Raw genomic sequence first — 15,929 nt, 5'->3', positions numbered from 1 at the left:
AGAAAAAGAAAAGGAGCTTGGAACGATGAAGACATTTACTTCCAATGAAATGAATCTGATGTGCCTGTACAATTCCGGCACCCGTCTGGAGTTGATCGAAAATCTGACGGATATGCGGGGCTATCTGCAGGCCGACGAAACAGAGCTGCTGACACTGACCGACTGTGTGCTGGAAAAGCTGCGCCAGATGAACGATCAGGAGTTTTCGGCACTGGATTTGTACCCCGATTTTATGGACTGACAAGGAGTTAAATACTGCCGGGATGGAAAACACTGTCCCGGCTTTTTTCTGCTGTAAGGAAGGAGGCCAATATGTGGAGTAAAGCAGATTTTTATTCGGCGGTTGCAAAAGAAACTCTGGAAGGACTGACAGCCAGCTGGCAGGAATGGGCAAAGTTCCTTACCACGGCTTCCCGGCTGTATAAGTATCCGTTCATGGATCAGATGATGATTTACGCACAAAGGCCGGATGCCACCGCCTGCGCAGAATACGATTTATGGAATGACAAGATGAACCGCTACGTCCGGCGCGGATCAAAAGGGATTGCCCTTTTAGATGAGCGCGGTGACAAGCTGCGTCTGCGCTATGTATTTGACGTGGCAGATACGGGAACAAGGGAAAATTCGCGGACACCCTGGCTGTGGACAATGGAGGATCAGCATATCGTTCCCATTATGGCTATGCTGGAACGAAACTACGGCGTTGGTGGAGCTGACCTGGGCGAACAGATTGCGGCGGCCGCCCGAACTCTGGCAGACGAGTATTGGGCAGATAACCAGAAGGACTTCTTCTACATCGTTGACGATTCCTTCTTAGAAGGGTACGATAATTACAACATCGGAATCCAGTTTAAGACAGCAGCCACCGCCAGCATCACTTATACGGTACTCAGCCGGTGCGGTTTGAATCCAGCGGAATATATGGGGCATGAGGACTTCATGCCGATCTTCGACTTCAACACCATTCCGGCAGTTATGGCACTGGGTTCCGTCGTCAGCCAATGCAGCAGGCAGATTCTCCTGCAGATCGGGGACACTATCCGGACTGCGGAGCGGGAAGCCATTGAGGAAAGGAGAAAATGGGATGAAGAACACCTTAACCTACACGAGGAACGGGGATTACCTGATTCCGAACCTGAAACTGGACGAGCAGCCGGAGAAGCCCCTGGGCAAATATGGACGGATGCGCCGGGCGTATCTGAAGGAGAACCGTCCGCTTCTGTACAATCAGTTCCTGCTGAACGGGACGCTGTATCCGCACCTGTTGGAGATCGAGGAGACGGCAAACCAGAGGTTGGAGCAGATGATGAGCCAGCTTCTGGAGAGAGACCCGGCTCCGGACAAGAAGCAGAACGCGATGGCGTGGGTACAGCACATGAACGCACTGAAAGCCCAGGTCGAGGAAGTGATTTTGACGGAGCTTATCAACAGTTAAGTTTTACTTTTCCAGAGGAAGCCCCCACCGCCAAACAGTCCATGAAAGGATCGAGCGAACCATTGCCCGGTCCTTTTTCTGTGCCTAAAAATCAGGATAACGAAAAGGACGCAGAAAACGCCGCCTCCGAAGAGACAGCAGAACACCAGGAAGTTCATGACCTGAGCCAGTATCCGATTACCCGCCGTGGTGATGATATTACCATTGGCACCGGCAACCCCACTCATGTGGTAGACATCACGGTGTCGGAAGAAGAATATGAAGCAATCAAACAGGCCATCCCGGAAGAACCGGCATACGATCCCGCTTCGCTGCCGTATCACATGGGTGATACCGTTTACCTGGATAATCAGGAATATCGGATTACCGAACTGCGGGAAGACACGGTGCAGCTCCTTCCTAATGGGGTGACTTACCCTGTATTCCGTGCAGAAAGCCGGGAACGGTTCGAGGGACTGCTTCGGCAGGACAGCCGCAACGGCGCTGTAACGGAGTATCTTGCCCCCAATCCGTCAAATGTCGATCAGGATTTGCTGGAAGTGCTGGCTACTGGACTGCTCTCTGCGCAGGATAAAGAGTATATTTCTGGCTGGCTGCGGGATGGGGAAGGCAATACCCGGATTGCACAGCGGCTTTCAGAACTGTTTGCAAACCGGGCGGAAACGATGGAACTGGCTACCGGGGACACGGCAGATTTCCGCACCTACACCACCGGTATCGAAGTGGAGATTCTGGACAGTGAAGAACGCAGGCTGGCGGCGCTGGGCGGCAGCTGGGGCGACATGGCTCCCATTCTTCGCGGACTGTATATCCATGAGCAGGAAGGCTTTTATCAGAACCCGGAAGGTTACCGGCAAAAGCAGACGGTACTTGAGGGACAGCCGTCCTACCAGGTAGGCGATTCTGTCTTCCTGCCTGCGCCTGATCAGCCTATCAGCGGCACTCTTGGTTACGTTGGCGACACCACTGTGCGGATTGATACCGGCCCATATTCCTGGAGTAACAAGGTTATGGGGCGCAGTCAGTTTGAAGAACTTCTCCGTCAGGATGAGCGAAACGCCAGCCTGTTTGTGCAGGAAGAAAAAGAATCAGATACACCAGAATTACCGGAACTGACAACGGAGCCGGAAACTATTTATCCTGCCGAACAAAACGAACTGCCTTATGATATTGTAGTGGAACGGCTGCGTGTAAACGAGGCGGAACGTCCGGAACCGGAGACTGTTGCTGCAAACTTTCGCATTACCGATGAACACCTGGGTGAAGGCGGGCCGAAGCAGAAATTCCGCGCCAACATCATGGCAATCCAGCTTCTGAAAAAATGTGAGGAAGAAAACCGCCCGGCTACGCTGGATGAGCAGAAAATCCTTTCCGGGTATGTCGGCTGGGGCGGCCTTGCAGATGCTTTTGATGAGCACAAAGGTAACTGGGCAACGGAATACCTGGAACTGAAAACGGTTCTGACACCGGAGGAATATGCGGCTGCCAGGGCTTCTACCTTGAACGCACATTACACCAGCCCCACGGTGATCCATGCGATTTACGATGCCGTGGAGCAGATGGGTTTCCGTCAGGGCAATATTCTGGAGCCGTCCATGGGCGTAGGAAACTTCTTCGGTCTTCTGCCGGAGAGTATGCAGCAGAGCCGTCTTTACGGTGTGGAGCTGGACAGCATTTCCGGGCGGATTGCAAAAAAGCTGTATCCCAATGCAGAGATCACTGTTGCCGGATTTGAAACCACTGACCGTCGTGATTTTTATGATTTGGCGGTTGGCAATGTCCCCTTTGGCGATTATAAGGTCAATGATAAACCTTACAATAAGCTGGGCTTTTCCATTCACAACTATTTCTTTGCCAAAGCGTTGGATCAGGTGCGTCCGGGAGGTGTGGTTGCTTTTGTGACCAGCCGTTATACCATGGACGCCAAAAGCCCGGAGGTGCGCAAATACCTGGCACAGCGGGCGGAACTCTTAGGGGCAATCCGCCTGCCGAACAATGCGTTCCGTGCCAATGCCGGTACGGATGTGGTATCAGATATTCTGTTCCTGCAAAAACGGGAACACCCCATTGATTTGGATGCGGACTGGATTCACCTTGGACGCAACGAGGACGGGCTGACCTTAAACAGCTACTTCGTGGAGCATCCCGAGATGGTATTGGGACGGCTTTCCACCGAAAGCACTCAGTATGGCAAAGAGGAATGTACGGTGCTGCCCATTGACGGCGCTGATTTAAGCGAACAGCTGAAAGAAGCGATTTCCCATATCCATGGGGAGTATGTAGCACAGGAACGGGAGAATCCGGAACTGGAGGACAATGCCTCTGTACTGCCTGCAGATCCGACGGTAAAAAACTTTTCCTACACGGTGGTAGACGGCGAAGTATATTTTCGGGAAAATTCCATTATGTCGCCGGTTGACTTAAACGATACCGCAAAAGGCCGGGTCAAAGGCATGGTGGAGCTGCGTCAGATCGTCAATGACCTGATTGAGTACCAGCTGGAAGACTATCCACAGGAAGCTATCGAGGCCAAACAGCAGGAACTAAATACCGCCTACGATGCCTTTACCCAAAAGTATGGGTTGATTAACAGCCGTGGCAACGAGAAGGCATTTTCAGAGGATTCTTCCTACTATCTGCTCTGCTCGCTGGAGAATATTGATGAAGATGGAAATCTGGAAAGCAAAGCCGATATTTTCACCAAACGCACCATCCGTCCGGAACGTCATGTGACCCATGTGGATACGCCCAGCGAAGCACTGGCGGTTTCCATCGGAGAACGTGGCAAGGTAGACATTCCGTTTATGGCAGAACTGCTGGGGAAAGCGGATGATTTCGAGGCCGTCACCGGCGAGTTGACTGGCGTGATTTTCCGTGATCCCATGGCACCGGAAGCGCCGGAACTTGGCTGGCAGACTGCGGATGAATATCTGTCCGGTAATGTGCGCGATAAGCTGCGGATTGCACGGCTTGCCGCACAAACCGATCCACAGTACACGGTTAATGTGGCTGCGCTGGAAAAAGCCCAGCCCAAAGACCTGGAAGCCTCGGAGATTGAGGTGCGCTTGGGCGCTACTTGGATTGATCCAAAGTATATCCAACAGTTTATGGAGGAAACTTTTGAGACACCCTTCTATCTCCGCCGTGCTATTGAAGTGAAATTTTCCACGATTACGGCAGAATGGCAGATTTCCGGTAAAAGCAGTACCGGGCGGCATGATGTGGCGGCCTATGTGACGTATGGTACAGATCGGGCGAACGCCTATAAAATTCTGGAGGATACTCTGAATCTGAAAGATGCCCGGATTTACGATACCATTGAAGATGCAGAGGGCAATAAAAAGCGTGTTCTCAACAAAAAGGAAACGACCCTCGCTCAACAGAAACAGCAGGCAATCAAGGACGCTTTCCGGGACTGGATCTGGCGTGACCCGAAACGCAGAGAAACACTGGTGGCAAAGTATAATGAACTGTTCAACAGCACCCGTCCCCGCGAATATGACGGCAGCCACATTCATTTTGTCGGCATGAACCCGGACATTAAGCTGCGGCCGCATCAGCGGAATGCCATCGCTCATGTGCTGTATGGCGGCAATACACTGTTAGCACATGAGGTAGGAGCCGGGAAAACCTTTGAAATGGCTGCTTCAGCAATGGAAAGCAAACGGCTGGGGCTGTGCCAGAAGTCGATGTTTGTGGTTCCCAACCACCTGACTCAGCAGTGGGCGAATGAATTTCTGAGGCTTTATCCCAGCGCAAAACTTCTGGTGACAACGAAAAAAGATTTTGAAACTGCAAAACGAAAAAAATTCTGTGCACGGATTGCCTCTGGGGATTATGATGCGGTCATCATCGGCCATAGCCAGTTCGAGAAAATCCCCATCTCAGCGGAGCGGCAGGAACGGCTCTTACAGGAACAGATCGATGATGTGACCGAAGCACTGGATGAGCTGAAACGGAGCCGGGGCGAGAATTTTACCATCAAGCAGATGGAAAAGACCCGGAAGTCACTCCAGGCAAGACTGGATAAACTGCTTAACACAGATCGGAAGGATAATGTGATTACCTTTGAGCAGCTTGGCGTAGACCGGCTGTTTGTGGACGAGAGCCAGGCATACAAAAACCTGTTCTTATACACAAAAATGCGAAATGTAGCAGGGTTATCCACATCGGAAGCCCAGCGAAGCAGCGATATGTTTATGAAATGCCGGTATCTGGATGAAGTTACCGGCGGGCGCGGCGTAGTATTTGCCAGCGGCACTCCCGTCTCCAACAGTATGACGGAATTATACACCGTCATGCGCTACCTCCAGTACAACACCTTACAGCAAAAGGGACTCACTCACTTTGACTGCTGGGCGTCCACCTTCGGAGAAAGTACTACGGCGATTGAATTGGCTCCGGAAGGAACCGGATACCGGGCAAGAACCAGGTTTGCAAAATTTTTCAATCTTCCGGAACTGATGAACCTTTTTAAAGAGGTCGCGGATATAAAAACCAGTGACCAGCTGAATCTGCCAGTGCCGGAAGCAAAATTTGAGACGGTTGTGGTGCAGCCCTCGGATATTCAAAAAGAAATGGTTGCGGCGCTCTCAGAACGGGCGGCTGCCGTCCACAGCGGGCAGGTTGATCCGTCCCAGGACAATATGCTCAAAATTACTTCGGATGGCAGGAAAATCGGGCTTGACCAGCGCCTGATGAACCCGCTCCTGCCAGACGATCCGAACAGCAAGCTCAATGCCTGTGTGGGAAATGTGTTCCGGATATGGGAGGAAGGAAAGGAAAGTCGTCTGACGCAGCTCCTGTTCTGTGATATGAGCACCCCAAAAGATGACGGTACGTTTAATGTCTATGACGACATCAAGGCGAAGATGATCGCACGGGGCGTTCCTGCAGAAGAAATTGCTTTTATCCATGATGCGGACAACGAGGTAAAGAAAAAAGAACTCTTTGCTAAAGTGCGCACGGGTCAGGTGCGGGTGTTGCTCGGCTCCACGCAGAAGATGGGGGCTGGCACCAACTGCCAGGACTTGCTTGTGGCTGTCCATCACCTGGATGTGGGCTGGCGTCCTTCCGATATGACACAGAGAAATGGGCGTATCATCCGCCAGGGCAACCGAAACAAAGAGGTTCAGATCTACCAGTATGTGACGGAAGGCACTTTTGACGCTTACCTTTACCAAACGCTGGAGAACAAGCAGAAATTTATTTCGCAGATTATGACCAGCAAATCGCCGGTGCGAGCCTGTGACGATGTGGATGAGCAGGCACTCAGCTATGCGGAGATCAAAGCACTGTGCGCCGGTGACAGCCGGATCAAGGAAAAGATGGACTTGGATATTGATGTGGCGCGTCTGAAAGTGCTGAAATCTGACCATCAGAGCCAGCAGTACCGGCTGGAAGACCGCCTGTTAAAGTATTTCCCAGCAGAGATGGAAAAACAGCGCGGCTTTATTCAGGGATTTGAAGCCGATATGCAGACCGTGACAGCACATCCTCTTCCGAAAGAGGGATTTGTCGGCGCGGAGATTCAGGGACGAACATTCTCTGAAAAGGAATTGGCAGGTGAGGCGATTCTGGCAGCCTGCAAGAGTTATACTGGCATGGAGCCGGTGGCGCTGGGAACGTACCGTGGTTTTTCCATGGAACTTTCGTACAACAGCCTCAGCCAGGAATACGAGATTGCGCTGAAAGGCTCCATGACCCATACGGTTACGTTGGGAACAGATGCCAGAGGAAATTTCACTCGTATGGATAATACGCTCGCCGGTTTGGAGGGCCGTAAAGAAAAGGCGCAGGTACAGCTGGAAAACCTGCACAATCAGCAGGAAGCGGCGAAGGCAGAGCTTGGCAAGCCCTTCCCCCAGGAAGCGGAACTGGCTGAGAAAAGCGCACGGCTGGCTGAACTGGACGCCGCCCTCAATATGGACGATCACGGCATGGAGGAAGAAGTAACAGAGCCGGAAGGCCGTTCTTCTGTATTGGCAGATTTGAAAGCAAAGGCAGCGATGGTCTGTGAAACTCCAAAACGGCATATGGAACGGGAAGAGGTACGGTAATGGAAAAACTGAATAATACGATTATCCTGCGGGTTTCAAAGGCAGACCGTGAGCGTATCCGGGCAAAAATGGACGAGCTGGGCGTAATGAATATGAGTGCCTACATCCGTAAAATGGCACTGGATGGCTACTGTGTGAAGCTGGATTTGCAAGACTTGAAAGAACTGATCCGGCTGCTGCGCATCTGCAGCAATAATCTGAATCAGTATGCAAAAAAGGCGAATGAAACCGGGAGTATTTACCTGGCTGACATTCAGGATTTACAGGTGCGGCTGGATGATTTGTGGCAGGCGACAAAGGAGCTGCTGGTACGACTGGCCAGTATCTCCTAAATCTGTTATAGCAGGTGTTTGGCGTGAGCGAAACGCCTGCAACATAGTTTTCAGAACTTCACTTATGGTTTAGATAGACTTATTCACGGATTTTCAGTATACTTCTTTTATAGGGTTAACAAGCAAACTGAGGTTCAGAGGAAGCAGATATGATTGAAGTATTATTTGGAGAAAGTGAAGCGGCTTCCATGAAAGCCGCAAAAAGTATGAAGATAGTTGGTTATGTAAATGGGCCAACGTCGGTATTGGTGACAGGAAAAGAGACACCGCCGGAGAGAACCTTCGCCGGATGGGTGGAAGGAACATCAGAAGACGTAGTCTGCCTTGGCTTCATGCTGGATATTGGTAATATCAAGGAGCCTATAGACAGTCCATATCGGAAAAATCTCATCTATTCCATGTATGCACAAAATCAGTATGTTAAAAATCCAGAAATAGATCAGGAATTGAAGCTGACAGGTGAAGTTTATTTGAATGAATTGTTGCGCTTAAAAGAATATCTGGAAAATGGGGAAACAATCCGAGTCTGGTACAGCGATACACCATATTCCATATGTGGTTTTTACAGTCTGTGTCAGATACTGCAAAAGTATAAAAATGAGATTCATATCGTAAAACTTCCGGAATATATGGTAAGAAAAACAAGTATTATTTCTTACAGAAACTGGGGCGAAGTTTCGGCGGAGGAATTTGCAGAATTCCTCACCTATGAAAGTGTGCTGACCAAAGAAGAAGTGAGGATGTATGCACAGTTATGGACAGAATTAACAGAGGATAACAGTCCTCTCAGAGCAATGATAAATGGAAAAGTTACCGGCGTTTCAGAAGACTTTTATGATTTTTTGATATGGAAAAGACTTACACGTAAACCAATCAAAGAGGCAAGATTAATAGGCGATATTCTCGGTTGTTTTCAGATCGGTATGGGTGACTGGTGGTTCGCCAGACGGATCGAACATTTTATACAGCAGGATAAAATCAAAGTTATAAACGATTCCGAAAATAAATATGCGAGAGTGATCTGCATAGCAGATACTATATCTGTTTGATAACTTCCTGTGTGTATTGATGCGATAAGCCATCGCTGCTTCTTTTTTCGCGTTCCAAAATCAACCAAATGACATCCTTGCCTGAGCCAACACGAATAACTATAATACAAGTAGAAAGGCGGTGAGTAAAGTGATGAAGCTTATGAAACTCCCCTTTAAGCTACTGGCACTTCCCATCATTCTGATTTTGATGGCAGCGGCTCTTTTGGTAAAACTCGTAACTAACCTGTCAGCTTATGTAATGGGGCCTCTGATGTTGTTTATACTCGGATGCGGAATTTACTCAGCTGTACAGCAAATGTGGACTTCGGTGGCAATTCTGGTCGTTCTGGAAATTCTATGTGTAGCCGCTATGTTCTTTGCCGTAGTGCTCGAAACCGCACTGGACGGTATGAAGGATTCCCTTATGGGTTTTGTACATTCATAATAGAATAAAATGTTTTGGGCAGGCTGCTCCGCAAGAAATAAGCGGAACGGCCTGCCTCCTTTTTTGCTGTGGAGAGGACGGTGAACTATGGCGGCAACAAGACTGATTGCATTGCATATCAACAAAGGGAAAACCATTGCACAGTGCCTGCGCGACCGGACTGATTATGCTCAGAATCCGGGAAAGACGGAAAAAGGCGAACTGGTGAGCGGATATGAATGTGATCCCATGACGGCTGACGAGGAATTTCTTCTGGCTAAGCGACAATATCTCCACATCACCGGCAGGCGGCAGCAAAATGATGTGATTGCCTATCAGATTCGTCAGTCCTTCAAACCGGGTGAGATTACACCGGAGGAAGCCAACCGGGTTGGCTATGAACTGGGGCTGCGGTTCACCAAAGGAAAACACGCTTTTTTGGTAGCAACTCACACAGACCGTGCCCACATCCATAATCATATCGTTTTCAATTCCACTTCGCTGGACTGCAAGCGTAAATTTCGTGACTTCCATAACTCCGGCCTTGCTCTTCAGAAGGTCAGCGACATCATTTGTGTGGAGCATGGGCTGTCTATTATTGAGAAGAAACCATACAAAGAGCGTGTCAAACGAACCACTTATCCGAAGCGGCACTGCTTTCGTGATGAAATCCGGCAGGCTATCGATCAGGCGCTTCTAAAGAAACCAAAGGATTTTGAAGAATTTCTCCGGCTTCTGGAACAGGACGGCTATACCTGCAAGCGCGGCAAACACACGGCGCTCTGGAAGGAAGGACAGGATCGTTTTCTGCGTTTCCGCTCTTTGGGAGATGGATACACAGAGGAAGAAATCCGTGCTGTCATTTTGGGCGAAAAAGAACACCGTATCCGAAGCAAGAATAAACAGTCTGTTAGCCAGAAACGCCTGAATCTGCTGGTAGATATTGACGCCAGACTTCAGGCGAAAGGAATCGGCTATCAGCGATGGGCTACGGTCTATAATCTGAAACAAATGGCGCAGACCATGATTTTCCTTCGTGAGCATGGAATTGAGAATATCGACCAGCTTCATGAGAAAACGAAACAGTCAACAGAACGCTTCGACCAACTGGATGAAAAAATCAAGACGGCAGAAAAACGTCTGGTGGAGATTGCTTCCCTGAAAAAACACATCATCAACTATGCCAAAACAAAGGATGTATATGTAGATTACCGTAAGTCTGGATACAGCAGAAAATTTTATGAATCCCATCGGGAAGCAATAACCCTGCACAAAGCAGCAAAGGATGCCTTTAACGAATTGGGAATCAAGAAACTTCCAAAGGTAAAGGACTTATCAGCAGAATATGCCGAAGTTCTGGCAGACAAGAAATCCGCCTACGCACAATACCGGAATGCACGGACTGAGATGCAGGACTGTTTAAAAGCGGAAAAAAATGTGGAGCAATTCTTGAATCTGACTCGTCAGGAAGAAGAAAAGGCTCAGGAAGAAAAGAGAAAAAAAGAAACTCAAAGATAAGCATGAATGCCCCGGATTGACTGTAATAGGTCGTCCGGGGCGTTTTTTGTGTATGAACTGCTATCAGGAGCTTTGCCGCAGCCATCTGCGGATTTGCAGTTCGCCTCTGTTTACCAACTGCTGTGCGCGGTTATAAGATACACCTAATTGTTCAGCAAGCTGCCGATAAGTTGTACCACTGTTAATCGCCAGCACGGCGTTTCTCTCCCGTTCGGGAAGCTGCTCGATTAGGATGTCAATCCTGTCTTTGGTTTTTGGCAGATAAAGATGATGTAGTGCCGGTCTGGAGTTTCCGGATGTAGCAGTTCTGGCGGTTCTTTGCGTAATATTTGGAAGATTGTCATAATAATAGGCAATCATGTCATCACATTGATGGTAAAGCCAGCGGTCAATTTTATAAAAGTGTTGAATGAAGCGTCTTTCGTCTTTATCACATTTACCGTCAAATGCGGGAGCAAAGTCAATCCGGTCAACACTACCACGGGGGAATTGATCGTGGCGAAATGGGATTTCCTCATTAAACTTATCCTCTCCCCACCTCAAGGGATCGATAATGGCTATTATTGACAGATGTTTTTCCGGTCGCTCCCTACGCAATTTCTGGATACAGGCGACTGCCTTTTGTGCAAAAATCTCGTGGCAAGTATGAAAATAGAACTCAACGACGCAATCCTCATTTGAAATTTTATTGATTTCCTGATATAGCAAATCGCCCATTTCCTCTTCCCAGAAAAAGCGATCCGCTACAAAACACACTTTCTTCATGATCGCCTCCTCCAGATAGACATTCCGAGATCACCACGCAGTTTTTGAGCCGACTTTTTGATGAATTGCTCTGGTGAGGGGCATCTTTTATCAAAGCCCATTTCCTTCCATAGTGCCTGAGACTCCTGTGTGTCATCCTTGTGGCTGTACGCATCTGCAAGAGCTATCTGCATCTCGCGGTAAACATCTTCTGGTGTCGTATTTTTTTCGGTGGCAACTTGTTTCAGAATCTTTTGGAAATTCATAATTTCATCCTCCGTTAGAGTTTGTACTTGTTCTTTAGAACTACTTTAACATAAAATGACTGTCGGTGGATGGCATCTTTTGTCGAAATTATAAAAATTCTATAAAAAGAAAGAGAGCCTTTACGGCTCCCCTGATATTTCTTATTCTTCTGTCAGAATGCGGAATGCATTCAGGATCTTCATTCTCTCCCGATGCGGCAGATGAGAAATCCGATTGGATAGCTCACAGGCTGCGCTCTCCGTGGCATGGTCAACTACATCAATCAGCAGTGAATCTGCGGAAACGCCCAGTGCGTTTGCGATGGCTACAAAAGAATCCAGATTGGGAATCTTAAGACCTCGTTCTATTACGCTCACATGAGTGGGGCTGAGATCGACCAACGCTGCCAGTCCTTCCTGTGTTAGTCCCTTTGCCTCACGGGCAGCTTTGATCCGTTGTCCAACAGCTTGTGCGTCCATCTCGTCACCTCCTCCTTTAGAACTATTTCTCGTTCCTCTTTAGTGTATCGGTCATCTTCTGTGTAATACAGAAGATAAAGAACATAAAATAGTGCTAAAGAACGAATTGCGTGAATTTATCTGTATTCCGATCTGCGGTGTTTGGGATGGATATATTTATGTATATGAAAATGGGTTTGACTGATTTCGAGTAGGTTTGGACTGTTTTTTTTGATTGGATCTGCTATAATTTTGATAAGCAGATGGTCAACGCCAGCAGAATAACATCTCAGTAAGGAAGGTGCCTGGTTTGGACAATGAGTTTTTTGTGGACAGCAGAGATTATCTTTATCAGCCATTTAGCCATGAGGGATTTTCCGGGCAGCTGCTTTTGGCGACTCCCATAAGAAAAGGTCTGACACCTCTTCTCATAAAACAGGAACAGCCATGTTCGGCCTGCTGTGAATTCATATATTCCCGGCTCGCGCAGGAAATGCAAATTCCGGTTCCGAAGGCGTTCCTGGTAAAAAAGAGCGCCCGCAAAGAGAGCTGGCCGTTTAAGACACCTTATGTTGTTGGAATCACTTACTTGGAAGGACTGCATCCATTCACAACGGAAGACCTGCAAAATTCTATCAATATGGCTTTTGAGTATGCCTGTCACTATGCTTTGGCTGTTATGTTCGAGCAAATTGATGCGGTGCAGATAGCAGCAACGCCTGACGGAAATCTTGTTGGCTTTGATTTTACGGATTGTTTCCGTCTTAGTGATTTGACCGAAGCAATATTAAAAAAGCAGGATACTTTGCTAATCCATTTCCTGAAAATGCTACTGAACGCATTCAAACAGGATGATTTTTCATCTTCTGCAAGACTTGGTGCTGAAGTGGTTGCAAAGCATCTTGGCGTTCCTCAGATACCGGCAGTATACCCATTCTACCTTGAGCCGATGAAGCGATTCTGTAGGATTGGAAATGAGCAGATCAAAGAGATTTTGGAAGCACTGGATGAGGTGTATCCGGTGGCAATCAGTGTATATTTTGAAGAATACCTGACTGAATTAAAGCTGAAAATCAGCAAGTATCTTGAAACTATTTAAGACGAAGGAGGCTATTATTATGAAGTACAAACTGTATCGTTCTTTTGGTGACCTGGACAAAGATGTGAAAAAGCATGAATTAGTTGCTGTCGAGTATGGCAGTACGATTGAAGACGTAGAGGACGCACTGATAAAGGATGTGGCCGATGATTTGGCTGGTGACACCAAATATGCTGGATGTGAAACATCTGCCTATGCACCAGAACCTATAAAGAGTTTCCGAAAAGTGAAGAGATATGATTACGAGATGATGGGAATCGTTTATCCGCCTCGCGCCGAGACGAATGTACTGATTGACTATGGCATTATAGAGGAATCGGAGAATTGAGAATTCGGAAAATATTTACGGTCTTGTTGCCGTGCTTATCTAAAAGCTGACAGGAAGGAGGCGTTGAACAATGTCAGATAAAACGTATATTGCCATAGATTTGAAATCGTTCTACGCTTCCGTTGAGTGTATGGAGCGTGGACTTGATCCGATGACAACCAATCTGGTGGTCGCAGACGCCAGCAGGACGGAAAAGACTATCTGCCTTGCGGTATCTCCGGCTTTAAAATCCTATGGGATTCCCGGAAGACCCAGACTGTTTGAAGTCGTGCAAAAGGTCAAAGAGGTCAACTTCATACGACAGCAAAAAGCACCGGGACGGAAACTGACAGGTTCTTCAGTTCAGGATGGAGAACTGAAAGCAAATCCCGCTTTAGCTGTAGACTATGTGGTGGCACCGCCGCAGATGGCACATTATATGAAAATCAGTGCCAGGATTTATGAGGTATATCTCAAATATATTGCACCGGAAGATATTCATGTTTATTCGATTGATGAAGTCTTTATTGACGCAACCAGTTACTTAAGAACGTATCAGCTGACAGCCCGCGAACTGACAATGAAAATGATTCTTGATGTTCTGGATACTACTGGGATTACTGCAACAGCCGGGATTGGCACGAACCTGTATCTCTGTAAAGTTGCGATGGATATAGAGGCGAAACATATTTCACCGGATCAGAATGGTGTCCGGATTGCTGAACTGGACGAAATGTCTTACCGGCGTTCCCTGTGGTCACATCGCCCATTGACTGATTTCTGGCGGGTAGGAAAAGGGTACACAAAAAAGCTGGAAGAACATGGCCTTTATACGATGGGTGATATAGCCCGCTGCTCAGAAGGTAAACCGGGTGACTACTATAACGAGGAACTTTTGTATCAGCTTTTCGGCATCAATGCGGAATTGCTGATTGACCATGCTTGGGGCTGGGAGCCTTGTACGATTGCAGATATTAAAGCCTACAAACCGGAAAGTAACAGTGTCGGCTCCGGTCAGGTGCTGCAATGTCCGTATCCGTTTGAAAAAGCAAAACTTGTAGTACGGGAAATGACCGACCTGCTGGTTCTTGATTTAGTGGATAAAGGACTTGTGACAAATCAAATTGTTTTGACAGTCGGTTATGATATTGACAATCTGAAAGACCCGGCGCGGCGAAAGAAATATCATGGAGAAATCAAGACAGACCGGTATGGACGAAGCATTCCAAAGCACGCCCACGGTACTGCCAACCTGAAAAAATACACTTCTTCCACTCGTCTGATTACCCAGGCTGTGATGGAACTGTTTGACCGGATCGTAGATAAAGATCTTCTGGTGCGCAGAATTAATATGGCTGCTACTCATGTTATCACTGAGGCAGAAGCACAGACACAAAGCGAAAATAACTTTGAGCAGTTAGATTTATTTACAGACTATTCTGTTCGTCAAAACCTGCTGGAAAAAGAAAATGAGGAACTGGAGAAGGAGCGGAAAATGCAGGAAGCCATGTTGGAAATCAAGAAAAAATTTGGCAAGAATGCAATACTGAAGGGAATGAATTTGCAGGAAGGGGCGACGGCAAAAGACCGCAATCAGCAGATTGGAGGTCATAAAGCATAGAAACATTTGCAGTGGCGAACATCCGGAAGAGGTGATAATTATTTTGCAAGATAGAAATAACACAGATAATTCTTATGATGACATTATTAATCATCCCCATCACGTTTCCACACGGCACCCCAGGATGTCGATGATAGACCGGGCAGCTCAGTTTTCTCCATTCGCTGCGCTGACCGGATATGGAGATGTGATAAAGGAAACTGCACGGCTGACGGATCGCAAGCTGGAACTTTCTGAGTCGGAAAAAGCAGAGCTGGATTATAAGTTACGGATGGCTTGTGATTACCCCGGAGAAAAGCCAGCGCTTACAATTACTTACTTTGTTCCGGATCAGAGAAAAGCTGGCGGTTCTTACCATACGATTTCCGGACAGATTAAGAAAATAGATGATTACCAAAAGCAAGTGATTCTGATGGACAAGACACGGATTGATATTGACTGTATTCTCGATATAGACGGACAAATCTATGAACTCGTCAATGAGTCAGAAAAAGAATTTGATTAAGCTCATAATTGTTATACCGTATTTTCGATGGAACGCGCAGCGTAAAGCGTTCGGAACGAATGCGCAGCCCCGTATCGCCAGATACGGATCTTCAAGGGGATTGGGGACTTCCCCAACGAGAAAAATACCGATGCAGCCCGGAAAGCCGCA

The 15,929-nt window shown here is 47.7% G+C and carries 14 protein-coding genes; 11 read left to right on the top strand and 3 right to left on the bottom strand.

Annotated elements, in window-relative coordinates; translation table 11 throughout:
• Positions 1 to 25: 25 nt before the first annotated feature.
• The 7 genes from AB5916_RS07500 (at position 26) to AB5916_RS07470 (ending at position 10,799) form a co-directional block, all read left to right on the top strand.
• Positions 26 to 241, top strand: a complete 216-nt coding sequence (locus AB5916_RS07500; RefSeq protein WP_368190056.1) for a transposon-transfer assisting family protein — start codon at positions 26 to 28, stop codon at positions 239 to 241.
• Between the two features lie 843 nt (positions 242 to 1,084).
• The gene (locus AB5916_RS07495) at positions 1,085 to 1,435 is read left to right on the top strand and encodes a TnpV protein (RefSeq protein WP_368190055.1); all 351 of its coding nucleotides are present in this window, start codon (positions 1,085 to 1,087) and stop codon (positions 1,433 to 1,435) included.
• A 41-nt stretch (positions 1,436 to 1,476) separates the two neighbouring features.
• Entirely contained in the window at positions 1,477 to 7,494 is a 6,018-nt protein-coding gene (locus AB5916_RS07490) for an SNF2-related protein (protein ID WP_368190108.1), read from the top strand.
• Positions 7,494 to 7,826: a plasmid mobilization relaxosome protein MobC gene (gene mobC / locus AB5916_RS07485; protein ID WP_368190054.1), complete on the top strand. Its 333-nt coding sequence runs from the start codon at positions 7,494 to 7,496 to the stop codon at positions 7,824 to 7,826. The genes AB5916_RS07490 and mobC overlap by 1 nt, the downstream gene beginning before the upstream one ends.
• A gap of 149 nt (positions 7,827 to 7,975) precedes the next feature.
• Positions 7,976 to 8,875, top strand: coding sequence for a DUF3658 domain-containing protein (locus AB5916_RS07480; RefSeq protein ID WP_368190052.1), 900 nt, complete (start codon positions 7,976 to 7,978; stop codon positions 8,873 to 8,875).
• Positions 8,876 to 9,008: 133 nt separating this feature from the next.
• Positions 9,009 to 9,302: a hypothetical protein gene (locus AB5916_RS07475; RefSeq protein WP_368190050.1), complete on the top strand. Its 294-nt coding sequence runs from the start codon at positions 9,009 to 9,011 to the stop codon at positions 9,300 to 9,302.
• 87 nt (positions 9,303 to 9,389) lie between these two features.
• Positions 9,390 to 10,799 (top strand): relaxase/mobilization nuclease domain-containing protein, encoded by a 1,410-nt coding sequence (locus tag AB5916_RS07470; protein WP_368190049.1) that lies wholly within the window; start codon positions 9,390 to 9,392, stop codon positions 10,797 to 10,799.
• 63 nt (positions 10,800 to 10,862) lie between these two features.
• On the opposite strand, the gene AB5916_RS07465 is transcribed toward AB5916_RS07470, so the two are convergent.
• The 3 genes from AB5916_RS07465 to AB5916_RS07455 form a co-directional block, all read right to left on the bottom strand.
• Positions 10,863 to 11,564, bottom strand: coding sequence for a sigma factor-like helix-turn-helix DNA-binding protein (locus AB5916_RS07465; protein ID WP_368190047.1), 702 nt, complete (start codon positions 11,562 to 11,564; stop codon positions 10,863 to 10,865).
• Positions 11,561 to 11,809 (bottom strand): sporulation initiation factor Spo0A C-terminal domain-containing protein, encoded by a 249-nt coding sequence (locus tag AB5916_RS07460; protein ID WP_368190046.1) that lies wholly within the window; start codon positions 11,807 to 11,809, stop codon positions 11,561 to 11,563. Before AB5916_RS07460 ends, AB5916_RS07465 begins: the two co-directional genes overlap by 4 nt.
• 141 nt (positions 11,810 to 11,950) lie before the next feature.
• A complete protein-coding gene (locus AB5916_RS07455; RefSeq protein WP_009259791.1) occupies positions 11,951 to 12,268 on the bottom strand; it encodes a helix-turn-helix domain-containing protein in 318 nt (105 codons plus the stop codon).
• A gap of 289 nt (positions 12,269 to 12,557) precedes the next feature.
• Here AB5916_RS07455 and AB5916_RS07450 point away from each other — a divergent pair, with 289 nt between their 5' ends.
• From AB5916_RS07450 to AB5916_RS07435, 4 genes are all read left to right on the top strand, one after another.
• Complete coding sequence (locus AB5916_RS07450) at positions 12,558 to 13,346, top strand: hypothetical protein (protein ID WP_368190044.1); 789 nt, start codon at positions 12,558 to 12,560, stop codon at positions 13,344 to 13,346.
• A 19-nt stretch (positions 13,347 to 13,365) separates the two neighbouring features.
• Positions 13,366 to 13,674 (top strand): carboxylate--amine ligase, encoded by a 309-nt coding sequence (locus tag AB5916_RS07445; RefSeq protein ID WP_368190043.1) that lies wholly within the window; start codon positions 13,366 to 13,368, stop codon positions 13,672 to 13,674.
• 70 nt (positions 13,675 to 13,744) lie between these two features.
• On the top strand, positions 13,745 to 15,274 hold the full coding sequence (locus AB5916_RS07440) for a DNA methylase (protein ID WP_368190042.1): 1,530 nt from the start codon (positions 13,745 to 13,747) through the stop codon (positions 15,272 to 15,274).
• Between the two features lie 124 nt (positions 15,275 to 15,398).
• Positions 15,399 to 15,779 carry a hypothetical protein gene (locus AB5916_RS07435; protein ID WP_368190106.1) on the top strand — a complete coding sequence of 127 codons (381 nt, stop codon included), beginning with the start codon at positions 15,399 to 15,401 and terminating at the stop codon, positions 15,777 to 15,779.
• The last annotated feature ends 150 nt before the right edge of the window (positions 15,780 to 15,929 follow it).

Origin of the sequence: Blautia sp. 1033sp1_1033st1_G9_1033SCRN_220408, assembly GCF_040929965.1 — a bacterium.
In the GTDB taxonomy this organism is placed as follows: domain Bacteria; phylum Bacillota; class Clostridia; order Lachnospirales; family Lachnospiraceae; genus Blautia_A; species Blautia_A ammoniilytica.
Note: the sequence above shows the minus strand (reverse complement) of the source record. Positions and strands in the feature narration are given on the sequence as shown.